Below are 23,519 nucleotides of genomic sequence, written 5' to 3' on the forward strand. Positions count from 1 at the left end.
CGGGCCTCGCTTTCCGGCCGCGCCTGCCTGCCTTCCCGCCTGATCCATGCTCCAGCTCGCCGTTCCCGCCGATCATCACGCCGCCGACCTCGCCGGGACCCGGATCGGGCGCTGGCGCGGGGCGGTGGAGCGTTTCGAGCCCTTTCAGGGCATCGAAGGCTGGGCGCTGGCGCTCGATGCGCCGGACGAGGGGGTCGAGCTCGAATTGACCGTGGGCGAGGACGCCTTCGCGCTCGCCGTCACCTTCGAGCCGCGCCCCGACCTCGCGCCGCTTCTCGGCTTCGAGGGCGCCTTCGGCTTCCGCTTCGGTCCCGAAACCTTCGCGCGGCTTGCCAGGCTCGCTCCGCGTCGCCGCGCGCTGCCGGTCGGCGTGCGAGTGTCGGGCACGGACCTCTTCCTGCGCGCGCCGCAGAACCGGGCGCCGAGCGTCGCCGAGCTGGTGGAGACGTGGCAGAGCGCCGTCCTGGGCGCCCTGAAGCCGCCCGAGCGCCAGCTCGGACGGGGCGAGCGCCTGCTCGCGCGCCTCGCCGAACTGCGCGTCGGCGCCGAAGCCCTCGCCGCCCGCCCGCTGCGCCCGCATTCCGACCACGACGTCGGTCAGATCGATGGCGTTTATCCCGGCGCCGACGGCCAGGTCTGGCTCGTCGGCTGGATGAAGCGCGGCGTCGAGGCGGAAGCGCCCGCCGTCATCGTCGATCGTCGCAAGTTCCCCGCGGGGCTCGCCCTCCTGCGCTACGAGCGGCCGGACCTGCCGACGAGCGCGGTCGGCATCATCGGCCTCATGGACACGAACTGGCCGCCCGCCCCGGCGATGAAGGAGGGCTTCGTCTTCCTCGGACGACAGGGCACGCACCACCTGCGCATCGGCGCCCACACCCGGATCCTGCGCGGCGACGCCTTTCTCGCGGCCTATGCGCAGGTCCAGTCCGTGGCGCCGGGCGGGCCGGCCGAAGCCTTCGCCGCCATCCTCCATTCCGGCGCGAACTGGCTGCCCGGCAACGCCGCCGCGACGGGCCTTGCGGCCGAGAGCGGCGTCGACCGCCTCCTGATGCTGCCGGGCTTCGGCTGCTTCGCGGAAGGCTGGGCGGTGAGCCCGGCCAAGCGCGTCGAAACCTTCCACATGCGGCTCGGCGATTGCGTGCTCGTGGCGGAGGAGGGGGCGACCACCTTCCGGCCCCGGCCGGACCTCCAGCCCGTCTTCGGCGGCACGGCCTCGCCGGTGGCGCGCGCCGGCTTCCAGGCCGTGCTTCGCGGCGGGCTGCCGGTCGATGCCGGCGGCGCGCCGCTCCTGCGCGTCGTCCACGACGACGGCACCATGGCGGTGAGCCGCGTCGAGCCGAAGGTCCTGCGCCGGCTCGACCTCGTCGGCGACGGCGAGGAGGTGCTGCGCCTGTTTCCGGCGGTGCGCCTCGAGCCCTTCTGGCGCGCCTTCCTCGCCGCCGCGCGGCGAAGCCTCGCCGAGCGCCTGCGCGAGCCGGCGATCCAGGCGCTGGCGCCGGCATCCCGCATGCTCGTTCTGCGCCTGCCGGGCGAGCCGTCCAACCTCGCGCTCCTCTTCGACCGGCTCGCCGCGGAGGCCGACGTCCTGCCGGCGGATGCGGGCATCGCGCTTCTCGCCGATCTCGGCCGCGGGCGCGGCGAAGCGCTGCTGCGCTTCCACGACCTCAAGGCCGCCCTGCCGAACCGGCCGCTCTCGCTCCTGTTCCTCGCCCACGAGGACGACGCGCTCGGCGAGTTGCCGGACATCCTGTCGCGGCTCGGAGCCGAGCGCTTCGTGCATCTCGGCCGCGGCCTCGTGCCGACGGCCGAGGGCTGGGCGGCGATCGGCGCCGCGCTCGCCCGGCGCGGCCACGGGCTCGACTGGCTGGAGGTCGTCGACGATCTCGGCCGGCCCGACCGCGTCGACGGCGCCTTCACCGCCGCCGCCTTCGGCTGGTCGGCCGCATCCTTCCTGCAATGGAGCGTGTCGGCGCCCCGCTTCACCCGCGGCCTCCACCGCGAGAGCGGCCTGCCGCTGAACGAGGCCGGCGAGCGCCGCGCGCCCGGCGCGGCGATGCGGGTCGAGCGCCCGCGCGCGTCGCGCCTCGCCGACATGGTGGACGAGGACCTCCTCGCCGGACGGGACCGCGCGCCATGATGCTCGGCCCCGTCCTGCGCCCCGGCCAAGCGCCCGGCCTCCTGCCCCAGCGGCTCGCCGTCGTCTCCCACAGCCATCCCTCGATCTCGAAGGGCGGCGCCGAGATCGCGGCCTATGCGCTCTATCGAGGCCTGCGGGACGTCGGCGTCGACGCGATCTTCGTCGGCGCCTGCTCGGTGGCCGACCGCGGCCGCCTGGCGCTGGGCTCGGCGAACGAGTTCGCCGTCTTCGTCGAGCCGGAGCGCTACGACCACTTCTTCCATCTGGCGCCGCGCGGGGTCTCCGAGCAGCTCGTCGACATCCTCCTGCGCGAGCGGATCGGGCTCGTCAGCTTCCACCACTTCTTCAATCTCGGCCTCAACACGCTGCGCGCCGTGCGCGCGCTGCCGGGGCTCGCCGCCTTCCTGACGCTCCACGAGTTCCTCGCGATCTGCCAGAACCACGGGCAGATGATCACCCGCCAGACGCAGAGCCTCTGCGAGCGGGCCACGAACGAGAGCTGCGTCGCCTGCTTCCCCGAGCACATGCGCAGCCAGTTCACCCTGCGCCGCGACACGATGCTCGGCGCCTTCGGACGCTTCGACGGCTTCGTGTCGCCGAGCCGCTTCCTCGCCGAGCGCTTCATCGAATGGGGCCTTCCGCCCGAGCGCACCACCGTGATCGAGAACGGCCTCCTGTCGCCGCCCGAGGCGGCGCCGCCGCGAAAGGGCGAGGTGAGCCGGACCTTCGGCTTCTTCGGCCAGATCAACCCCTTCAAGGGCGTCGACGTCCTTCTCGACGCCGCCGACCTCGTCGCGCGCGATCCGGCCCTCTCGGCCAGCCTGCGGCTGCGCATCCACGGCAACCTCGTCGGCCAGTCGGAAGCCTTCACCAAGCGCTTCGAGGAGGCGCTGAAGGTCCATCCCTTCCTCAGCTATGCCGGCCCCTACAACAATGCCTCCGTCCACCGGCTGATGGGCGAGTGCGACTACGTCGTCATTCCCTCCAAGTGGTGGGAGAACTCGCCCGTCGTTATCCAGGAGGCCTATTCAGTCGGCGTGCCGGTGATCTGCACCGGCATCGGCGGCATGGCCGAGAAGGTGCGCGACGGCGTTTCGGGCCTCCACTTCCGCCTGGGCGACGCGGCCGACCTCCTGCGCGCCATGCGGATCGGCGCGGACCCGCGCAACGCCGCCCATCTGCGCGCCGGCCTGCCCGCGGCGCCCAACGCGCTCGACATGGCCGAGCGCTACCTCGCCTTCTTCGGCTCGGCGCTCGCCGGCCGCCAAGCGGCGGCGCGCGATGCCGGCATCGCCGCATGATCCGCGGCCACATCGACTTCGTGTCCCGCGCCCGCGTCGAGGGCTGGCTGTTCTCGGAGCGGCTGAATCTTGCGGGCGCCAGCGTCCTCGCCTTCGTCGACGAGGCCTGCGTCGGCGGCGGGCGGATCGAGCTCTTCCGCCAGGATCTCCTGGATGCCGGCCTCGGCGACGGGCGTGTCGGCTTCGGCTTTCCCGTCATGCTGGAGCCCTGGCAGGATCCGCGCGCCCTCGACGTCCGCCTGGACGGCGGCGCGATGCGCCTCGCGCAGGGGCAGGCCTGTCTCGTCGCGCGCGACAGCCTCGGGGAGGACCGCAGGCGCCAGGGGCGCGAGCCGGGCTCGCTGTCCTGGATGCTCGCCCGCGGCTGGCTCTCCCAGCCGCGCTACGAGACGCTGCGCATCCTCGGCGAGTTCGGCGTGCGGGTGGAGGCGCTGCGCATCGCGGCGCCGATCCGCGACCTCGACGCCGTGACGGAGGAGATCGCGCTTCTCGCCGCCGAGATCTGCGAGCTCGCCCTCCTACAGCCGGTCGAGCTGGAGATCCGCGAGAACCTCGGCGCCGGCGCGCTCGACGCCATCCGCCGCGAGGTGCGCGCGGCCTTTCCGCACGCGCCGCCGGTCGCCGGGCTCTGGTCGCCGACCTCCCAGCTCATCCAGGTGGTCGAGGGCTCGCATCGCGACGGCGCCTCGGCGCGCGGCGAGGGCGCCGTGGAATACGGCTATGGCGGCCGGCAGCTCCTGATGCTCGACCTCGACGCGCGCGCGCGCCTGCCCGAGCGCCCGAGCCCGCGCTTCACCGCCTTCGTCCCCCACCCGCCGGGAGGCGCCGCGCGATGATCGCCGAGGATCCGAGGCCCCTCGCCGGGGAGATGATGACGACCCGCATCTACTCGCCCTTCGCCTATCCGCTGCCGCGCTCCGTAGCCGTCGTGCCGGTGGCGGCGGCCGAGGGCGAGCGGCTGGCGGGAAGCTTCCCGATGGTCTGGCGGCGCGGCGCCCGGGGACCGGACCTCGTCGTGCTTCGCAGCCTCCTCGGAGAAGGCGCGGGCTTTCCGCCGGGAGCCGACCGGGCGCTGGCGCTCCTGCCGCTCGTTCTCCAGGCCTATCCCTTCGTGCGCTCGGAGGAGCCCGGCGCACGCGTCATGCTGGACGCGGCGCTGCCCGACGAGCCGACGGATGCCGGCGCCACCGTCACCGGCCCCGACGGGCGCCCCTCGCGCGGCACCGAGCTGCGGCTGCGTGCGCTCGCGCTCTTCGGCCAGGATCGCGAGCGAACCGCCGCGATGAGCCGGGCGCTCGACGCCGCCGGGCTCCTGGAGCCCTGGCCTCTACGCTTCGATCTCGGCCACGGCCGGCGCTGCGCCATCGAGGACCTCCTCGTCGTCTCGCCCAAGGCCTTCGCGACGCCGGCGCTCGGCTCCGTCCTCGCCGCCTTCGGGGTCGGGGCCGCCCGCCTTCTCGGCCAGCACCGCCTGTCCTTGTTCCGCGCCGGTGCGCTTCTCGCCGCCGCGCAAGGCGCGGTCGCCGCGGACGTCGCGCGGGGAGGGACGGCGTGAGCCTCGCCGCCCAGCCCCTGGCGCGCTTCGCGAGCGCCCGCGCCCGTGCGCCTGAGGGCTACGACTTCGCGGCGGCGGCGGGCTGGCTGCCGCTGAACGACACCGAGTTCCACCTGACGGCCCATCATCTGCCGCTCTCGGTGCGGATTCTTGCCGGCGCGCCGCGCCTCGGCTTCCTTATCGCGCGCGACTACCCCGCGATGCCCCCCGTGGACGAGGCCGGCCGGTGGCGGGCCGGCTACATGCCGATCGCGCTGCGCACCTTTCCCTTCGCCCTCGCCGCCGCCGCGCCCGGTGCACGGCCGATCGACGAGATCGAGGTCGCGCCGGAGGGCGCCCATCTCCTCGGCGCGGCAGGCGTTCCGGTCTGCCTCGATCCGGCCGCCGGCACGCTTGGGCCCGAACTCAACGCCATCCGCAACACGCTCCTGATGATGCGCGGCGGGGGGCAGCGCTTGTCGCGCGCCCTCGACCTCCTGCGCATCGCCGGGCTCCTTGCGCCGCTGCGCGGCCTTCGCGACGAGGCCGCGGCCGACCTCACCGTCGATCCCGAGCGCTTCGCCGCGCTCGACGCGGACCACGTCGCGGCGCTGGCGGCGGAGTCCTTCCTGCCGCTGGATCTGGCGACCGCGCTCCTGTTCTCGCGCCGCCACCTCCAGCCCGACCGGCTGCCGCTGCCGGGATCGGCGCGGGAAGCCCAGCATGCCGGCGTCGCCACGCCGGCCGAGGCGATCCTCGTGCCGCCGCGGGCGGAGGCCATGGACCTCGTCCTCGCCAGCCTCGAAGCGCTCGACTTCGCCTTGGATGCCAGCGACCTTTTCGACGGGGAGGGCGCGGACTGGCCGCCGCTGGACGGCGCGGAACCGTCCGCGCAAGGCGCCGCGGATAAGGAGGCTGAAGCGCCGCGCGCCGTCGCCTGACAATCCCTGCCTGCCCCGAAGGACGGTTCGTGTTTCCCGCCAGCCCGCTCAGGACCGTTCTCAACGTCGGCAGCGGCCCGGCCAACCCGCTGAAGCTCCACGCCGCCTTCCGGCGCGAGGGTTGGCGCGAGATCCGCCTCGACATCGATCCCGCCGTCGCGCCCGACATCCTCGGCTCGACCGCCGACATGCGCGGCCTCCTCGCCGACGGGAGCGTCGACGCGGTCTGGTCCTCCCACAACATCGAGCACCTCGCCGCCCACGAGGTGCCGGGCGCGCTCGCCGAGATGGTGCGGGTCCTAAAGGACGGCGGCTTCGCGCTGATCACCTGCCCCGACGTCGAGGCGGTCGCCGCGATGATCGTCGAGAAGGGCCTCGACGCGATCGCCTACCAGTCGCCCGCCGGGCCCGTGACGCCGCTCGACATGCTCTGGGGACACGGCGCCTCGATCGCGGCCGGCCACGCCCACATGGCCCACCGCACCGGCTTCACCGTCCAGCGCCTCGCCCGCCTCGCGCTCGCCGCGGGCTTTGCCGAGGTGCGCCTCGCCAAGGGCGTCCTCGACCTGTGGGCGCTCTGCCTGACGCCGGGCTGCGACCCGGCCGCCCTCGCGCCGCTCTTCGAGACCACCGCGCAGGCGAGCCTCCTCGCCGCCGGCCCGGAGGAGGCGGAGGATCCGGGGCCGCCGGCGTGAAGGTCCTCTTCGTCCACAACAACTTCCCCGCCCAGTTCCGCCACGTCGCCGCGCGGCTCGCGCGCGACCCGGCCAACGAGGTGCGCGCCATCGGCGCCGACACGGCGCGGGCGCCGCGCGGGGTCCAGCTCAGCCGCTACGCCTTCCGGCCCGCGGCGTCCGCCGAGACGCATCCCTTCGCGCGCCGCTTCGACCTCGAATGCCGCCGCGCCGAGCAGGCGCTCTACGCCGCCTCGATGCTCGGCGCCGAAGGTTTCCGGCCGGACGCGATCCTCGCCCATGGCGGCTGGGGCGAGGCCCTGCCGCTGCGCTCGGTCTGGCCCGACGCGCGCATCCTCAACTACTGCGAATATTTCTACCGCGCCCGCGGCTCGGACGTGAACTTCGACCCGGAATTCCCGAGCCTCGGCATCGACGGCCTCGCGGGCCTCTCGGCGCGCAACGCCATGAACCTCCTGGCGCTCGCCGACGCCGATCTCGGCGTCGCGCCGACGCTCTGGCAGCGCTCGACCTACCCGGCCGAGTTCGCCTCGAAGATCCGCGTCGTCCACGAGGGCGTCGACACCGAGCTCGTCGCGCCCGATCCCGCCGCCACCTGCCGGCTGGAGGACGGGCGGACCGTCGGGCGCGACGACGAGATCGTCACCTTCGTCGCGCGCAACCTCGAGCCGCTGCGCGGCTACCACGTGCTGATGCGGGCGCTGCCGGCGATCCTGAAGGCGCGGCCCGCCGCGCGCGTCCTCGTCGTCGGCGGCTTCGGCGTGTCCTACGGCCAGCGCCCGCCGGCGGGAAAGACCTGGCACCAGATCTTCCTCGACGAGGTGGCCGGCGAGATCGACGCCTCGCGCGTCCATTTTCTCGGCCACCTGCCCTATGGAAGCTACCTCGACGTCCTGCGCGTCTCGGCGGTCCATGTCTACCTCACCTATCCCTTCGTTCTCTCATGGTCGTGCCTGGAGGCGATGGCTGCGGGCTGCGTCCTCGTCGCCTCCGACACGCAGCCCGTGCGCGAGGTGATCGCCGACGGGGAGAACGGCCTCCTCGTGCCGTTCCACGCGCCGGAGCGCCTCGCCGAAACGGTGATCGGCGTGCTGTCGGAGCGCGAGCGCCACGCCCGGCTCGGCGCGGCGGCGCGGCGGACGATCGTCGAGCGCTTCGACGCCGAGAGCGTCTGCGTTCCCGCCATGATGCGGCTGATCCGCGGCGCCTCGGCACCCGGCGAGGGCGCAGAGCCCGGCACCTGGCCGATGGGCTGAGCGCGCCCGGCGCAAGCCCCGATCCGACAAGGCGATTTATCCTCGCCGCCACGACCGCAGAAGGCTCCGACGAACGATGCGCGCAGCTCTTGTCAAATATTCCGGGCGCCGCCTCAACAATCACGAGGCCGTCTGGTACGACATGCCCTTCCGCTCCACGCTGGAGGACTATTACAACACCGGCGACATCTGCGTGTACGATTCCACGCTGCGGCTGGTGAAGTACAGCGCGGGCGTCGCGCTTAACATCGACGAGCCGGTGACGGACGGCGTGCTGGAGCGCATCCGCGCGTCCTGCGACTTCATCCTCCTGCGCGGCTCGAACTACATCCACGAGCAGATGGACTGGGGCCACTTCCTGTCCTGGATCGAGGCGCTCGACCTGCCGGTCCTCGTCATCGGCGTCGGCGCGCAGGCCGAGCGCGAGCGCGCGATCGTCCTGCCCACCGAGAACCGCCGCGTCTGGCAGGCCATCGCTGACCGCGCGCCCTCCATCGGCGTGCGCGGCGCCTTCAGCGCCGAAACGCTGCACCGCAACGGCATCCACAACATCGAGATCGTCGGCTGCCCCTCGCTCTTCCGCGGCCTCGACCGGTCCTTGAAACTGCGCCATGCGCCCGACGGCCCGCGCCGCGTGACCTTCTCGCTGCGCCGCGAGGTCGGCTCGACCTACGCCCTCGACCCGGCCGCCTTCCAGGCGACGCAGAAGCGCATCATCGCCAAGCTCGCCCTCGTCAGCGACCTTTACCTCTCCTGCCACGGCGAGCCGGAGGAGAAGGCCTTCTTCTTCCGCGCCCCCCGCCACATGGACAAGGCGAGGGCCGAGCTCGTCGCGCAGGGCTGGTTCGACGAGGTGACCGGCCGCGTCCTCCAGGACCTCTACGAGCGGCGGCTCTTCTATGTCGGGGCGCCCGGCGACTACGACGTCTACGCGGCCCAGTTCGACGCGGCGCTGGGCTACCGCGTCCACGCCGTCCTGCCGGCGGTGGCCGTGGGCGTGCCGGGCGTCCTCTTCTCCTACGACACGCGCTCGCGCGAGCTCGCCGAGACCTTCGACCTGCCGATCTACTCGCCCGAGGAGTTCGAGCGCCAGACCCTTGGCGAGGCCCTCGCGCCCCAGCGCTTCGACCGCTTCCAGGCGTTGTTTCCCGAGCGCTACGACCGCATGAAGGCCTTCATCGAGAAGAACGGCGTGCCCACCCGCATGTGACGCCGCGCGGCGGCAGCCCGCGCGGCGCTTGAGCGTCTTCCGGCACCGCTTGCACCGGCCCGCGGGGTCGGTTCATAGGCGGGCCGGTACGAGTTCCGAGCGCCTGCGCGTCCAACGCGAAGTCTTTACGCATTTGGCGCAAGGTCGATCCCCGGGAGCGCGTCGCAGGGCGCCTCCCCAGAGGAGATCGGACGGAAGCGCCGCACGCCGTGAGACAGCCCGCCAGCCACGCGCCGCAGACGCGGCGCCGGTCCGCCCGGACCGGCGGTCCGGTCGGCGCGCGCTCCGGTCGGCCGGTCGGCGGGGGAGGGCGGCCGTGAACCCGGTGCTATCCTCGCCGCTCCTCGGAATCGTCCGCGGCTTCTCCTACGGCTACGCCGCGCTCTTCGCCTTCGGCTTCTTCTTTCCCTTCCTGTTCATCGCCCTCTCGCTCGTGCCGATGGGCATCATGGAGCGCGTCGGCACCAGCCGGAACCCCTCGACGCTGGTGACGCTGATCGTGATCGGCGTCGTTCTCACCGTCACCTACACGCTGCTCGAGATCGTGCGCGGCCAGGTGCTGGAGCGCATGGGCACCGTGATCGACCAGCGCCTGACGCGCGTCTGCTTCGACGCCTTCAACCGCGGCAAGGCCGGTGGCGAGGGCTCGCCCGCCCAGGCGCTCGCCGACCTCCAGACGGTGCGGCGCTTCCTGTGCGGCCCTTCGCTCTCCGCCCTCATCGACGCCTTCTGGTCGCCGCTGTTCGTGGCGGCCATGTTCGTCATCTCCGCGCCCTTCGGCTTCCTGATCCTCGGCCTCGTCGCGGTCTCGGGCCTCGCCTCGCTCGCCACCCATTACGGCGTCGCGCGCCACCTCCAGGCCGCCCAGCGCTGCGACATGGAGGCGAGCGAGTTCGGCCTCGCGGTCTCGCGCAATGCCGAAACGCTGCGCGTCATGGGCATGCTGCCCTGGCTGACCGAGCGCTGGTACGCCCTCCACAAGGACGGGCTCGGCTGGCGCAGCGCCGCCCAGACCCGGGCGGCTCGCATCAGCCTCGTGCCGCGCATGGCGCAGAACGGGCAGATGGTGATCGTCTACGGCGTCGGCGGCTTCCTGTTCCTGGAAGGGCAGATCCACATCGGCGTCCTCCTCGTGGTGCTGATGCTGATGATGCGGGCGCAGGGACCGCTCCAGCACGTCATCACCAACTGGAACTCGTTCCAGTCCTTCGCGCTCGCCTCGCGCCGGCTCGACGCGCTGCTTCGCGCCGTCGAGAGCGCGCCGCGCCACCTCCAGCTGCCGATCCCGCAAGGGGCGCTCGCCGTCACCCGCCTCATCGGCGGCCCGGGCGGCATGGAGAAGCCGGTGATCCAGGACGTGTCCTTCGTGCTGCAGCCCGGCCGCACACTGGGGATCGTCGGTCCGAGCGGCGCCGGGAAGTCCTGCCTGACCCGTCTCCTCGTCGGCATCTGGAAGCCCCGGCGCGGCACCATCGTCTTCGGCGAGCAGGACCTGTCGCACTGGAACCAGGACGATCTCGGCCGCTTCATCGGCTACGTGCCCCAGGATGTCGAATTCCTGCCCGGCACGGTGGCCGAGAACATCGCCCGCTTCGATCCCGCGGCCACGAGCGAACGCATCCTCGCCGCCGTCGAGGACGCGGGCATCCACGACATCATCCGCGGCCTGCCCAACGGCTACGCCACGCGCCTCGGCCCCGGCGGGCACACGCTGTCCGGCGGCCAGCGCCAGCGCGTCGCGCTCGCCCGCGCCCTCTACGGAAACCCGCGCCTCGTCGTCCTCGACGAGCCGAACTCCAACCTCGACGCCGGCGCCGAGCAGATGCTCGGGCGCACCATGCGGTCGCTGCGCGACCGGGGCACGGCCGTGATCGTCGTGTCCCACCGCGTCAGCCTCCTCGGCTTCTGCGACGACATCCTCGTCCTCAACGAGGGCGCGGTGCAGGCGCTGGGCACGCGCGAGCAGATCTTCGCGCGCCTGCCGCGCTTCCGCGGCCAGCCCACGGCGCCCGTGATCGAGCTCGAGCGGGCCGGGGCGAGCGCGGCTTGAGCGCGATCCTCGCCCATCCCGGCGCGGCGGCGCTCCTCGCCGCGCCCGAGCCCGCCACCGACTGGCGCGCCTCGCTCCGGCTCGGCTATCTCGTCCTGTTCCTGACGGTGGGCCTGTGCGGCGGATGGGCGGCGCTCGCCCACATCGATTCCGCCGTGGTCCTCCAGGGCAGCTTCTCCGTCGAGGCCTATCGCAAGACGGTCCAGCACCTGGAAGGCGGCATCGTGTCCGAGATCCTGGTGCGCGACGGCGACCGGGTGGAGGAGGGACAGACGCTGATCCGCCTCGATACCACGCGCTTCGAGGCCGCCGCCACCGCCGCATCCCTCGCGCTCGCCAACGCGCTCGCGACCGAGGCCCGGCTCGGCGCCCAGCGCGACATGGTCGACTACGTCGTCATGCCGGAAGAGGTGGCGAGCCTCATCGGCCCGCTCGGCGACCGCGGCGAGATCGACGACAACAACCGCGAGTTCGAGATCCGCCGCCTCGTCCTCGCCTCCTCGCTGGAGCTCCTGGAAACCCAGATCGGTCAGGCGAAGAACGACGTCGAGCAGGCCGGGCTCGACGGCGAGTCGGCCGGGCGCCAGCTCGACTCGATCCGCAAGGAGCTCGGCTCGGTGAAGCCGCTCCTCGCCAAGGGGCTCGTCGCCATGAGCCGCGTGACGGGTCTCGAGCGCCAGAAGGTGCAGTTCGAGAGCGCCGTGTCAAAGGCACGAGCCGAGGCCGAGAAGGCGCGCAACAAGATCGAGGAGCTGCGCCTGCGCATGGAGGGGATGCGCCGCGATTACCGGCAGGAGGCCTCCAAGGGCCTCGTCGACCTCGCCCGCGAGATCGCGCGCCTGCGCCAGGAGCGGCAGGTGGCGCTCGACATGCTCGGCCGCTCGGCGATCCGCTCGCCCGTCGCCGGCACCGTCCAGTCGCTGCGCGTCTTCACCGTCGGGGGTGTGATCCGCTCGGGCGAGCCGCTGCTCGACGTCGTGCCCGACACCGACCGCTTCGTGGTGAAGGGCCGCATCCCGCCCTCCGACGTCGATCGGCTGAAGAAGGGCATGGACGCCAACGTCAATCTCGGCGCCCTGATGAAGTACCGCCGCGAAACGGTGCGCGGCACGCTCACCTACGTCTCGCCCGACGCGGTGGCCGACGCCAATCCGAGCCTGCCGCCCTCCTTCGCCGTCGAGGTGACGGTGGCGCGCGAGGCCGTGCCCGAGGACATCCGCGACCGCCTTCAGGCCGGCATGGACGCCGCCGTGATCATCCCGACAAAGGGGCGCAGCGTCCTCCAATATCTCCTGGCGCCCGTCCTGGAGAACCTCGACGAATCCCTGCGCGAGCGCTGACCGGTCCTGCCCATGCGCGCGCTCGTCGTCGCCCACGGCCATCCCGACTTCGGCGCAGGGGGCGGCGAGATCGCCGCCTACGGGCTGTTTCGGGCGTTGCGCGCCCATCCCGGCGTCGAGGCGGCGGACTTCCTGGCCCGCACCGCCGAGCCGCGCTTGGTCGTGGGCGGCGTCGGGCGCTTGCGCGAGAACGAGTACCTCGTCCGACGCGACACCGCCGACTGGCTGCGCCTCGCAGCCGCGCCGGACGAAGCGCGGGCCGGCCGGCGCCTGCCCGACCTCCTCGCGGCGCTCCGGCCGGACGCCGTGTTCGTCCACCACGTCGCCCATCTCGGTCTCGGGCTTCTCGGCGAGATCCGGGCGAGCCTGCCGGCCGCCCGGATCGTCCTGACGCTTCACGACTTCCTCGGCATCTGCGCCCATCGCGGCCTGATGGTGACGGCGGGCGAGGCGCCGGCGCTCTGCGAGGCGGCCGCGCCCGAGCGCTGCCGCGCCTGCCTGCCAAGCCACCCGACCTCGGCCTTCGCCGAGCGGCGCCGCCTCGTCCTCGCCGCCTTCGCCCGCGCCGACCGCTTCGTCGCGCCCTCCCGCTTCCTCGCCGGGCGTTACCGCGACTGGGGGCTGCCGCTCGAGCGCCTCGCGGTGATCGCCAACGGCACCGAGCCCGCCGAGCCGCTCCCGCTCGGATCGGGCGAGCCTCTGCGCCTCGGCATGTTCGGCCAGCTGCGGCCGGAAAAGGGGTTGCACGTCCTTCTCGCCGCGCTCCACCACCTCGCGGGACCCGAGCGAGCGCGCCTGCGCCTCGTCGTGAGCGGCAGCCGGCTGGAGGCGCAGGACGGGATCTATCGCGAGCTGGTGCGCCGCCTCGCGGAGCCGCTGGAAGGGGAGGGCGTCCTGTCCTGGCGCGGCGCCTACGGGCGAGGCGAGCTGGCCGCCCGCATGGCGGAGATCGACCTCGTCGCGGTGCCCTCGACCTGGTGGGAGAACGCGCCGCTGGTGATCGGGGAGGCCTTCGCGCACGGCCGGCCGGTGCTGGCCATACGCCGCGGCGGCATGGCGGAGATGGTGCGCGACGGCGTCGACGGGCTGCTCGTGGACGACGGGGGCGCGCCGGCCTTCGCCGCGGCGATCCGGCGCTTTCTGGCCGATCCGGAGCTCGCCCGAGGCCTTGCCCGCGGCATCCGGCCGCCGCCGACCCCCGCCGACATGGCCGAAACCTATCTGGCCCTCGCCCGCGGCATCGCTTAGATGCGGGGCCTGAGCCGAAGGACGATGGAATGCAGCAGCTGGTGGCCGGCCGGAACGATCTGACCGACGAGGAATGGGAGGCGCTGCACCGCCTCGACCGCGGGCAGCCGGAGGCCGGCCTCGTGCCGCAGACGATGCGCGACCTCCTGGTCGGCTACGGCCTCGCCGCCAAGCGCCGCGGCGGCGCCGTCGGGGTCAGCGAGGCGGGCAAGCGCCTCATCCACAAGCACCGCGTCGAGACCTGAGCCCGGACGCGGCGGGTCCGAACAGGCCTCAGCCCTTGGCGCGCTCGACGTAGGAGCCGTCGGCGGTCATGACGACGATCTTGGTGCCGGCGCTGATGTGCGGCGGCACGAGGGTGCGCACGCCGTTGGACAGCACGGCCGGCTTGTAGGAGGACGAGGCCGTCTGGCCCTTGGTCACCGGCTCGGTCTCGGCGACCTCGAAGACGACGCGCTGCGGCAGCTCGATCGAGAGCGGCACGCCGTTGTGCTGCGAGACCTGGACCGCCATGCCCTCCTGGAGGTAGGGCGCCTGGTCGCCGACGACGTCCGGGGGCACGGCCACCTGGTCGTAGGTCTCGGGGTTCATGAAGTGGAACCCCTCGTCGTCGGAGTAGAGGAAGGTGTGCTCGCGGTCCTCGACAAAGGCGCGCTCGACCTGCTCGGTGGTGCGGTAGCGGTCCGAGACCTTCACGCCGTCGACGATGCGGCGCATGTCGAGCTGGGTCACCGGCGTGCCCTTGCCGGGATGGATGTTCTCGGCGGACAGGATGACGTAGAGCTTGCCGTCATCCCGCTCGACGACGTTGCCCTTGCGGAGCGTGCTGGCGATGACCTTCACCACGGCGTGGAACCTCGAACTGCTGATCGTTGATTTTCGCGGCGGCGCCGCGACTTGACGCTTCGCCTAAACCATCTGGCGCCGGACCGCCAGTCGGGGCTATGCCGCTCCCCATGATCCAAGCCTCGCCCTGGTGGCGCCCCCACGTCCATGCCGACCGCCGCCCGCGTCTTCTCGCCCGCAACCGCATCGAGGCGGCGGTGCGCGGCTGGTTCGCGGCCCGCGACTTCGTATCCGTCACGGCGAGCGTGCTCCAGGTCTCGCCCGGCAACGAGGCGCACCTCGCCGCCTTCGAGACGGCGATCGCCGCGCCGGACGGTCGCCGCGCGCCCCTTTACCTCCACACCTCGCCGGAGTTCGCGGCCAAGAAGTTGCTCGCCGCCGGCGAGACGCGCCTCGTCTGCCTCGGCCCCGTCTTCCGCAACGGCGAGCGCGGCGCGCTCCACCATCCCGAATTCGCGATGCTGGAATGGTACCGCGCCGGCGAGACCTACGAGGCGCTGATGGCCGACTGCGCCGCGCTCCTCGCGCTGGCCGCCGAAACGGCGGGGGCGACGAGCTTCGCCTTCCGGGGCATGGAGGCCGATCCCTTCGCCGCGCCCGAGCGCCTCACCCTCGCCGAGGCCTTCGACCGCTTCGCCGGCATCGATCTTCTCGCCACCGTCGCGCCGTCCGGCGAAACGGACCGCGAGGGCCTCGCCGCCGCGGTTCGGGCGGCCGGCATCCGCACGGCGCCCGATGATACCTGGGCGGACCTTTTCAGCCGGGTCCTGACGGACAAGGTCGAGCCGCGGCTCGGGCAGGGGCGGGCGACGATCCTGTGCGAGTATCCCGTCCCCGAGGCGGCGCTCGCCCGCGTCAGCCCCCGCGATCCTCGCGTCGCCGAGCGCTTCGAGCTTTATGCCTGCGGCGTCGAGCTCGCCAACGCCTTCGGGGAGCTGACGGACGCGGCCGAGCAGCGCCGCCGCTTCGTCGCCGAGATGGACGAGAAGGAGCGCGTCTACGGGACCCGCTATCCGCTCGACGAGGACTTCCTCGCCGCCCTCGGCGAAATGCCCGAGGCGAGCGGCATCGCGCTCGGCTTCGACCGCCTCGCCATGCTGGCGACGGGCGCGCGGCGCATCGACGAGGTGATCTGGACGCCGGTCGCCGACCCCTTCTCCTGACCGAACGCGGCCTTATCTCGGCCCCTCCACCGGACAACAGGAGGGACGCGTCATGCTGACGACCCGCAAGCTCGGCACCCAGGGGCTCGAAGTCTCGTCGCTCGGCCTCGGCTGCATGGGCATGAGCCAGTCCTACGGCGCCTTCGACGACGCCGAATCTATCGCGACGCTGCACCGGGCGATCGAGCTCGGCGTCACCTTCTTCGACACGGCCGAGGTCTACGGCCCCTTCGCCAACGAGGAGCTTCTCGGCCGCGCCTTCGAGGGCAAGCGGGACGGGATCGTCATCGCGACGAAGTTCGGCTTCGACATCAAGGACGGAAAGACCACCGGCACCGACAGCCGGCCCGAGCACATCCGCGCGGTGGTCGAAGCCTCGCTGAAGCGGCTGCGCACCGACCGCATCGACCTCCTTTACCAGCACCGCGTCGATCCGAACGTGCCGATGGAGGACGTCGCCGGCACGGTCGGCGAATTGGTGACGGCCGGCAAGGTGCGCTTCTTCGGCCTGTCGGAAGCGGGCGTCGCCAACATCCGCCGCGCCCACGCCGTGCATCCCGTCTCCGCGCTGCAGAGCGAATACTCGCTGTGGGAGCGCAACCTCGAGCCCGAGATCATCCCGGCCCTGCGCGAGCTCGGCATCGGCCTCGTGCCCTTCAGCCCGCTCGGCCGCGGCTTCCTCACCGGAACGGCCAAGCGCGGCGAGGAGTATCCCGAAGGCGACCACCGCAGGAACGACCCGCGCTTCCAGGGCGCGAACTTCGAGGCCAACATGCGCGCCGCGAAGACCGTCGGCGAGATCGCGGACGCGCACGGCGCCAAGCCGGGGCAGGTGGCGCTCGCCTGGCTCCTCGCCAAGGGCGACGACATCGTACCCATTCCCGGCACTAAGCGCCGGACCTACCTGGAGGACAATGTCGCGGCCGCCGACCTCGCGCTGTCGGCCGACGAGGTGGCCCGCCTCGACGCGGCTCTGCCGCCGGAAATCGTTTCCGGCGCGCGCTACACGGAGCGGCAGATGGCGATGGTGGATCGGTAGGGCGGGGCACAGCCGACCCTCATCCGCCTGCCGGCACCTTCTCCCGAAACGGGAGAAGGGAGGGCACCTCTTTCGGCTGGGGTCGGCTCGCCTCAGCCGTAGCTCGACACCGGCGCGCGGGCGATGGCGGCGATGTTGAGGAGGCCGCGCACGGACACGCCCGCCGTCACGATGTGGGCGCGGTTGCCCATGCCCATCAGGATCGGCCCGACTTCCAGGCCGTCGGCGACGGAGCGCAGGATATTGCGCGCCGCGCCGGCCGCGTCGGCATTGGTGTAGATCAGGACGTTGGCCGGTCCCTCCAGGCGCCCGTCCGGGAAGAGGCGCTCGCGAAGCACGGGATCGAGCGCGGCGTCGGTGTGCATCTCGCCCTCATATTCGAAGTCCGGCGCCCGCGCGTCGAGGATCGCCAGCGCCTCGCGGGCGAGGCGGCCGGGGCGCGAGTCGAAGTTGCCGAACTGCGAGGAGGAGCAGAGCGCGACCTTGGGCGTGATGCCGAAGCGGCGCACGTGCCGCGCCGCGCCGATCACCGTGTCGGCGATCTGCTCGGCCGTCGGCTCGACGTGGACGTGCGTGTCGCCGACGAAGAGCGGGCCCTTGTCGAGGATGATCAGCGACAGCGAGCCGATCGGACGCAGATCCGGCGTCGACAGGATCTGCCGCACGTCGTTGAGGTGCCGGAAGTACTCGCCGATGGTGCCGCAGATCATCGTGTCCGCCTCGCCCCGGTGCACCATGACGGCGGCGATGGCGGTGGTGTTGGTGCGGATGATCGTCTTGGCGAGGTCGGGCGTCACGCCGCGCCGGCGCATCAGCGCGTGGTAGCTCGACCAGTAGTCGCGGAAGCGGCTGTCGTTCTCGGGGTTCACCAATTCGACGTTCTGCCCGGGCCGAAGGTTCAGCCCGTCGCGCTCGATGCGGGATTCGACGACGTCCGGGCGGCCGATCAGGATCGGCGCGCCCATCCCCTCCTCGACCAGCGCCTGCGCGGCGCGCAGCACCCGCGGCTCCTCGCCTTCCGCGAAGACGACGCGGCGCTGCGAGCTGCGCGCCGTCTCGAAGAGCGGGCGCATGATCAGGGCCGAGCGGTAGACCTGGCCCTGGAGCTTCTCGCGATAGGCGTCGAGGTCGAGCGGGCGCGTGGCGACGCCGCTCTCCATCGCGGCCTTCGCCACCGCCGGCGCGATGGTGGACAGGAGCCGCGGATCGAAGGGCTTGGGGATGAGGTAGTCCGGCCCGAAGGTCAGCCGCTCGCCCTGATAGGCGAGGCCGACTTCCGCCGAGGTCGTGGCCCTGGCGAGGCCCGCGATCGCCTCGACGCAGGCGACCTTCATCGCGTCGTTGATCTGCGTCGCCCCCACGTCGAGCGCGCCGCGGAAGATGAAGGGGAAGCACAGGACGTTGTTGACCTGGTTCGGATAGTCCGAGCGGCCGGTGGCCACCAGCGCGTCGGGCGAGACCTCCTTGACGAGCTCCGGCATGATCTCCGGCGTCGGGTTGGCGAGCGCGAAGATGATCGGCGCGGGGGCCATCTTCGAGACCATCTCCTGCGTCAGGAGGCCGGGGCCCGACACGCCGAGGAACAGGTCGGCGCCTTCCATGGCCTCGAGCGTCGTGCGCATGTCGGTGCGGATGGCGAATTCGCGCTTCTCGGGCGTCAGGTCGTTGCGCAGGTCGTGCACGACGCCTTTGGAATCGAGCATGGTGATGTTCTCGCGCTTGGCGCCCATCACCAGGAACATCTTCAAGCAGGCGATGCCCGCCGCGCCCGCGCCGAGCGCGACGATGCGGATGTCGGCGAAGTCCTTGCCCGAGACCTTCAAGGCGTTCAGCGCGGCCGCGGCCGCGACGATTGCGGTGCCGTGCTGGTCGTCGTGGAAGACCGGGATCGTCATGCGCTCGCGGCAGATCTGCTCGACGAGGAAGCAGTCGGGCGCCTTGATGTCCTCGAGGTTGATCGCGCCGAAGGTCGGCTCCAGGCGGCAGACGAGCTCGGCGAGCTTCACGGGATCCGGCTCGTTCACCTCGATGTCGAAGCAGTCGATGCCGGCGAACTTCTTGAACAGGACCGCCTTGCCTTCCATCACGGGCTTGGAGGCCTGGGCGCCGATGTTGCCGAGCCCGAGAACGGCCGTGCCGTTGGAGATCACCGCGACGAGGTTGCCCTTGGCGGTGTAGCGGCGCGCGTCGGCGGGGGTCTTCTCGATCTCCAGGCACGCCTCGGCGACGCCCGGCGAGTAGGCGAGGCTGAGGTCGCGGCCTGTCGCCATCGGCTTCGTCGCGCGGATCTCCAGCTTACCGGCTTTGGGAAACTCGTGATAATCGAGCGCCGCCTGCCGGTCCGCCGCCTTCTTGGCCTCGTCGAACGCCATGTCCGCTCCCCCCTCGGTTGTTCATGACGGGGACTCCCGCCCCGTGGTCGAAGTTGTTGGTTGCCACCAAACAGCGCCCGGCATCAAGGCCCCGGGCACCGTTTCGCGCGCGCGCGAAACCCGGTATGACTTCCGGTTGGGAACCATCGCTTCGTTGCCAGCCGGGCGCGATGCAGCCCGGAGGCGGGAAGCATGACGAAACGGGGGAAGGCCGGTGCCGGCCGCATGGGGCTCGCCGCTGCGCTCTGGGTGGCGGTCTCAAGCCTTGCCGGCACGACCGCCGAAGCCGCCACGCGCATCGAATGGTGGCACGCCATGACCAACGCCAACGCCGCGCTGGTCGAGAGCCTCGCCGCCGACTTCAACGACGCGCAGGACGTCTACCAGGTCGTTCCCGTCTACAAGGGCACCTACGCCGAAACGTTGCAGGCGGGCCTGTCCGCTTTCGCGGCCGGCGAGCCGCCGGCGATCCTCCAGGTCTTCGACGTCGGCACGGGCGTGATGATGCAGGCCGAAGGGGTCGTGAAGCCGGTCGCCGAGGTGCTGGAGGAGGGCGGTTACGCCTTCAACGCGTCCCAGTACCTTCCCGCGGTCGTCAGCTATTATTCGCGGCGCGACGGGACGATGCTGTCCTTTCCCTTCAACTCCTCCTCGCCCGTCCTCTACGTCAACCGCACCATGCTGGAGGAGGCGGGCCTCGATCCCTCCAAGCCGCCGCGAACCTGGGCGGAGCTCTTCGCCGCCGCCCGCCGCGTCGTCGCGTCCGGCGTGTCGGACTGCGGCTACACCACGACCTGGCCGGCCTGGATCCACCTGGAGAACTTCGCCGCCTGGAACGACGTGCCCTACGGCACGCGCGAGAACGGGCTGGCCGGAACCGACGTGAGCCTCCAGATCGACGCGCCGATCTTCGTGCGGCACTTCGAAGAACTGGCCGCTCTCGCCGCCGACGGCGCCTTTCGCTACGGCGGGCGCAACGCCGAGGCGCTGAAGCTCTTCACCACCGGCGAGTGCGCCATGCTGACGGAATCGTCCGGCGGCCTCGGCGAGATCGCGCAGTCCAAGGTCGAGTACGGCATCGGCCAGCTGCCCTACGACGAAACGGCCGAGGGCGCGCCGCAGAACACCTTCCCGGGCGGCGCGAGCCTTTGGGTGCTGAACGGCCGGCCGGAAGCCGAGTACAAGGGCGTCGCCGAGTTCTTCCACTACCTGTCCTCGACCGAGACGCAGGCGCGTCTCCACCAGGAGTCGGGCTACCTGCCGGTGACGATGGCGGCCTACGAGACCTCGATGGAATCGGGCTTCTACGAGGAGAACCCGGGCCGGCGAATCGCCATCATGCAGATGATGCGCCGCGAACCGACGGCGAACTCGCGCGGCGTGCGCCTGCCCAACCTTCCCGAGGTCCGCGAGATCGAGAGCGAGGAGATCGAGGCGCTCCTGGCGGGCCGCAAGACGCCGGCGCAGGCGCTCCACGACGCTGCCGAGCGCGGCGACGCGGCGATCGCCGCGGCCAATGTCCGGGCGGAAGCGGCGCGTCCCTGACGGGTTCGGGCGCGTCGATGCAACCGGAGCTTCATCGGTGCTCGCCATCGTGCCCGCGACGGGCTAGGACTTCGGGATTGGAGAGGCCGCGCCCGGCTGGGCACCCCGACGCGGCCCCCGCTCCGGAGGATAACAAGTGACCGTCGCGTTTCGCCGTCTCGTTCTGCCCGCCGCCCTCGTGCTCGGCCTCGCCGTTGTGCCCGCGCTCGCCCAGTCTCCCGCTCCGTCGGCCTCGTCCGATGCGGCCGCCCCGCCCGTCGCCGCCGGCAAGGGCGACGAGCCCGGCATGATCGCCGGCCTGTGCGGGGTGCAGATGAAGAGCATGACCCCGCTCGCCTGCAAATGCCTTTCCGAGCGCGCGATGATCGACCTGTCGGCGCCCCAACGCGACTACCTCGTCGCCACCGCCGTTTCGCCCCCCGTCGCCGACCGCATGCTGGCGGACGGGCGCGTCGGCCGCGGCGACCAGGAGATCATCTTCACCTTCCTGGACCGGACGTCCGACGCCTGCGCCAGCGGCATCTTCGTCGCCCCCGCGGCCCCCACACCCACACCCACACCCACACCCACACCCGCCGCGCCTTCGGCCTCGCCCGCGCCGCCGGCCGGCAACTGACGAACCGGACGCCGCTTCGATGATCCGCCCCGTCCGCCCATGGTGAAACGCGCGATCGGCCGGCTGGCCGCGACGGGACGGGGCGGCTGGCGGCGGGGCTGGTTCGGGATGAAGCGGCGGCTGCGGCTGCTCGGCGAGCCGATGATCCTGCCCTTCACCGGCCATGCCACGCCGCGGATGCTGTGGCTGAAGGGGCGGGTCCTGGAGGACGAGGGCGTCGTCGGCGCGCCGCCGCCGCGCTCCACCGCCGCCGAGCTCTGGCGCACCTTCCTGCGCTACGAGACGGACGAGATCGCCGGCGCCCGCGTCGCCTACGAGGGGGCGGGGACGAGCGGCACCTTCACCGTGGCCGACGACGGCTACTTCCAGCTCCGCCTGCCGAACCCGGACCTGTCGGCCGCGCGCGACGGCTGGATGTCGATCGAGCTGACGCTTCTCGACGCGCCCGGCTATCGCCTCCCGGCGGAGCCGGTGCGGGCCGTCGCGCGGGTCCGCGTGCCCGGCCCCGCGGCGCGCTTCGTGGTCGTCTCGGACATCGACGACACGATCATGCATACCGGCGCCGAGGAGATGCTGCGCAACTGGCGCATCGTCATCTCCAACTCGCCGCAGACCCGCGTCGCCTTTCCCGGCGTGCCCGAATTCTACCGGGCGCTGGCGGACGGGCCGGACGGCGTGCCCGACGCCAACCCGATCTTCTACGTCTCCTCCAGTCCCTGGAACCTTTACGACCTCGTGGAGGGCTTCCTCCACTTCAAGGGCATCCCGAAGGGCCCAATCTTTCTGCGCAACCTGTCGCGCGACTGGATCGACTGGCTGCGCCGGCGCCATTCCGCCCACAAGGAGCCGGCGATCCGCGACCTTCTCGCCGCCTATCCCGACATGCCCTTCGTCCTGATCGGCGACAGCGGCCAGCGCGACGCGGAGATCTACGCCCGGCTCGCCGCCGAGCACCCCGGTCGCATCCGTGCCGTCCACATCCACGAGGTGCGCCCCGTCGGTGCCGGCCGCGACGTCGAGGAGCACCTCGCCCGGATCGACGCGCTCGGCATCCCGGCGACGCTCGGCGCGACGCTGGCGAGCGCCGCCGATTGCGCCGAGGCCCTCGGCCTCGTCGCGGCGGGATCGGCCGAGCGCGTGCGCCGCGCCATGGCGGCCCGCGCGGAGGTGCCGGCCGGGCGGGACGCGGGCGTCGCGATGGCCGCGGCCGACGAGGCGAAGGCCGGTCCGAGCCGCTGACGGGCCGAGGTCCCGCGACAAATTCGAAACGATCGTTCTTTCAAACGATTCGAGGCGGCGGCGCGGCATTCTTGGCGGTTGGCGTTTGCGCGCCGCACCATTATGTTCCGAACGATTCCAAACAAGGAGCGTGTTGGAAGGCCGCCAGCGGCCGTGCCGACGCGCCCCGATCATCTGGTCATCTGGGCACCGGGACGCAAAAGCATGGTCGAGCTCACCCTGCCGAAGAATTCGAGGGTCACCAAAGGCAAGGTGTGGCCGAAGCCGGACGGCGCCAAGAACGTGCGCGAGTTCGGCATCTATCGCTGGTCGCCGGACGACGGCGAGAACCCGCGCGTCGACACCTTCTTTGTCGACCTCGACGATTGCGGGCCGATGGTGCTCGACGCCCTTCTCTGGATCAAGAACAACGTCGATTCGACGCTCACGCTGCGCCGCTCCTGCCGCGAAGGCATCTGCGGCTCCTGCGCGATGAACATCGACGGCTCGAACACGCTCGCCTGCACGATGGGCATGGACGAGATCAAGGGGGCGGTGAAGGTCTACCCGCTGCCGCACATGCCGGTCATCAAGGACCTCGTGCCGGACCTCACGCTGCCCTACGCGCAGCTGCGCTCGATCGAGCCCTGGCTGAAGACCGAGACGCCCGAGCCGGAGAAGGAGTGGCGCCAGAGCCACGAGGACCGCGAGAAGCTCGACGGCCTCTACGAATGCATCCTGTGCTTCTGCTGCCAGACCTCCTGCCCCTCCTATTGGTGGAACGGCGAGCGCTATCTCGGGCCGGCGGTGCTGCTCCAGGCCTATCGCTGGATCATCGATTCGCGCGACGAAGCGACGGGCGACCGGCTGGACGGGCTGGAGGATCCCTTCAAGCTTTATCGCTGCCACACCATCATGAACTGCACGCAGACCTGCCCGAAGGGCCTGAACCCGGCGAAGGCCATCGCCGAGATCAAGAAGATGATGGTCGAGCGCCGCGTCTGACGC

Annotated in this window: 20 protein-coding genes; 18 read left to right on the forward strand and 2 right to left on the reverse strand. The window is 71.9% G+C overall.

The annotated features are described in order from the left end of the window. The first annotated feature begins 46 nt into the window (after positions 1 to 46). From FZN60_RS21745 to FZN60_RS21800, 12 genes are all read left to right on the forward strand, one after another. Complete coding sequence (locus FZN60_RS21745; RefSeq protein WP_158875617.1) at positions 47 to 2,137, forward strand: hypothetical protein; 2,091 nt, start codon at positions 47 to 49, stop codon at positions 2,135 to 2,137. Beyond that, positions 2,134 to 3,438 (forward strand): glycosyltransferase, encoded by a 1,305-nt coding sequence (locus FZN60_RS21750; RefSeq protein ID WP_158875618.1) that lies wholly within the window; start codon positions 2,134 to 2,136, stop codon positions 3,436 to 3,438. The genes FZN60_RS21745 and FZN60_RS21750 overlap by 4 nt, the downstream gene beginning before the upstream one ends. Continuing rightward, positions 3,435 to 4,274 (forward strand): hypothetical protein, encoded by an 840-nt coding sequence (locus tag FZN60_RS21755; protein WP_158875619.1) that lies wholly within the window; start codon positions 3,435 to 3,437, stop codon positions 4,272 to 4,274. Before FZN60_RS21750 ends, FZN60_RS21755 begins: the two co-directional genes overlap by 4 nt. Beyond that, positions 4,271 to 4,993 carry a SapC family protein gene (locus FZN60_RS21760; RefSeq protein ID WP_158875620.1) on the forward strand — a complete coding sequence of 241 codons (723 nt, stop codon included), beginning with the start codon at positions 4,271 to 4,273 and terminating at the stop codon, positions 4,991 to 4,993. Before FZN60_RS21755 ends, FZN60_RS21760 begins: the two co-directional genes overlap by 4 nt. Next, a complete protein-coding gene (locus FZN60_RS21765) occupies positions 4,990 to 5,913 on the forward strand; it encodes a SapC family protein (RefSeq protein WP_158875621.1) in 924 nt (307 codons plus the stop codon). Before FZN60_RS21760 ends, FZN60_RS21765 begins: the two co-directional genes overlap by 4 nt. A gap of 29 nt (positions 5,914 to 5,942) precedes the next feature. Further along, the gene (locus FZN60_RS21770; RefSeq protein WP_158875622.1) at positions 5,943 to 6,608 is read left to right on the forward strand and encodes a class I SAM-dependent methyltransferase; all 666 of its coding nucleotides are present in this window, start codon (positions 5,943 to 5,945) and stop codon (positions 6,606 to 6,608) included. Further along, positions 6,605 to 7,864 (forward strand): glycosyltransferase family 4 protein, encoded by a 1,260-nt coding sequence (locus FZN60_RS21775; protein WP_158875623.1) that lies wholly within the window; start codon positions 6,605 to 6,607, stop codon positions 7,862 to 7,864. The genes FZN60_RS21770 and FZN60_RS21775 overlap by 4 nt, the downstream gene beginning before the upstream one ends. Before the next feature lie 76 nt (positions 7,865 to 7,940). Further along, positions 7,941 to 9,074, forward strand: coding sequence for a polysaccharide pyruvyl transferase family protein (locus FZN60_RS21780; RefSeq protein WP_158875624.1), 1,134 nt, complete (start codon positions 7,941 to 7,943; stop codon positions 9,072 to 9,074). A 316-nt stretch (positions 9,075 to 9,390) separates the two neighbouring features. Continuing rightward, positions 9,391 to 11,124 (forward strand): type I secretion system permease/ATPase, encoded by a 1,734-nt coding sequence (locus FZN60_RS21785; protein WP_158875625.1) that lies wholly within the window; start codon positions 9,391 to 9,393, stop codon positions 11,122 to 11,124. Beyond that, entirely contained in the window at positions 11,121 to 12,464 is a 1,344-nt protein-coding gene (locus tag FZN60_RS21790; protein ID WP_158875626.1) for an HlyD family type I secretion periplasmic adaptor subunit, read from the forward strand. Before FZN60_RS21785 ends, FZN60_RS21790 begins: the two co-directional genes overlap by 4 nt. A 12-nt stretch (positions 12,465 to 12,476) precedes the next feature. Beyond that, positions 12,477 to 13,712: a glycosyltransferase gene (locus tag FZN60_RS21795; protein WP_158875627.1), complete on the forward strand. Its 1,236-nt coding sequence runs from the start codon at positions 12,477 to 12,479 to the stop codon at positions 13,710 to 13,712. 29 nt (positions 13,713 to 13,741) lie between these two features. After that, the gene (locus tag FZN60_RS21800) at positions 13,742 to 13,957 is read left to right on the forward strand and encodes a hypothetical protein (protein WP_158875628.1); all 216 of its coding nucleotides are present in this window, start codon (positions 13,742 to 13,744) and stop codon (positions 13,955 to 13,957) included. A gap of 28 nt (positions 13,958 to 13,985) precedes the next feature. Here the strand turns inward: FZN60_RS21800 and efp are convergent, their stop codons facing one another. Beyond that, on the reverse strand, positions 13,986 to 14,555 hold the full coding sequence (gene efp / locus FZN60_RS21805) for an elongation factor P (RefSeq protein WP_199266625.1): 570 nt from the start codon (positions 14,553 to 14,555) through the stop codon (positions 13,986 to 13,988). Between the two features lie 113 nt (positions 14,556 to 14,668). On the opposite strand from efp, the gene epmA reads away from it, so the two are divergent. After that, on the forward strand, positions 14,669 to 15,721 hold the full coding sequence (gene epmA / locus FZN60_RS21810; protein ID WP_158875630.1) for an EF-P lysine aminoacylase EpmA: 1,053 nt from the start codon (positions 14,669 to 14,671) through the stop codon (positions 15,719 to 15,721). A 52-nt stretch (positions 15,722 to 15,773) separates the two neighbouring features. Further along, positions 15,774 to 16,760 (forward strand): aldo/keto reductase, encoded by a 987-nt coding sequence (locus FZN60_RS21815; RefSeq protein ID WP_158875631.1) that lies wholly within the window; start codon positions 15,774 to 15,776, stop codon positions 16,758 to 16,760. Positions 16,761 to 16,852: 92 nt separating this feature from the next. Here FZN60_RS21815 and FZN60_RS21820 read toward each other — a convergent pair whose 3' ends face one another. Then, positions 16,853 to 19,132 carry an NADP-dependent malic enzyme gene (locus tag FZN60_RS21820; RefSeq protein ID WP_158875632.1) on the reverse strand — a complete coding sequence of 760 codons (2,280 nt, stop codon included), beginning with the start codon at positions 19,130 to 19,132 and terminating at the stop codon, positions 16,853 to 16,855. Positions 19,133 to 19,357: 225 nt separating this feature from the next. On the opposite strand from FZN60_RS21820, the gene ugpB reads away from it, so the two are divergent. The 4 genes from ugpB (at position 19,358) to FZN60_RS21840 (ending at position 23,516) form a co-directional block, all read left to right on the forward strand. Continuing rightward, entirely contained in the window at positions 19,358 to 20,677 is a 1,320-nt protein-coding gene (gene ugpB / locus FZN60_RS21825) for a sn-glycerol-3-phosphate ABC transporter substrate-binding protein UgpB (protein ID WP_158875676.1), read from the forward strand. 136 nt (positions 20,678 to 20,813) lie between these two features. Further along, entirely contained in the window at positions 20,814 to 21,293 is a 480-nt protein-coding gene (locus tag FZN60_RS21830) for a hypothetical protein (RefSeq protein ID WP_158875633.1), read from the forward strand. 39 nt (positions 21,294 to 21,332) lie between these two features. Continuing rightward, on the forward strand, positions 21,333 to 22,532 hold the full coding sequence (locus tag FZN60_RS21835; protein ID WP_158875634.1) for an App1 family protein phosphatidate phosphatase: 1,200 nt from the start codon (positions 21,333 to 21,335) through the stop codon (positions 22,530 to 22,532). A gap of 204 nt (positions 22,533 to 22,736) precedes the next feature. After that, entirely contained in the window at positions 22,737 to 23,516 is a 780-nt protein-coding gene (locus FZN60_RS21840; RefSeq protein WP_158875635.1) for a succinate dehydrogenase iron-sulfur subunit, read from the forward strand. Positions 23,517 to 23,519 lie beyond the last annotated feature (3 nt).

The sequence above is a fragment of the Antarcticirhabdus aurantiaca genome (genome assembly GCF_009765365.1).
In the GTDB taxonomy this organism is placed as follows: Bacteria; Pseudomonadota; Alphaproteobacteria; order Rhizobiales; family Rhizobiaceae; genus Antarcticirhabdus; species Antarcticirhabdus aurantiaca.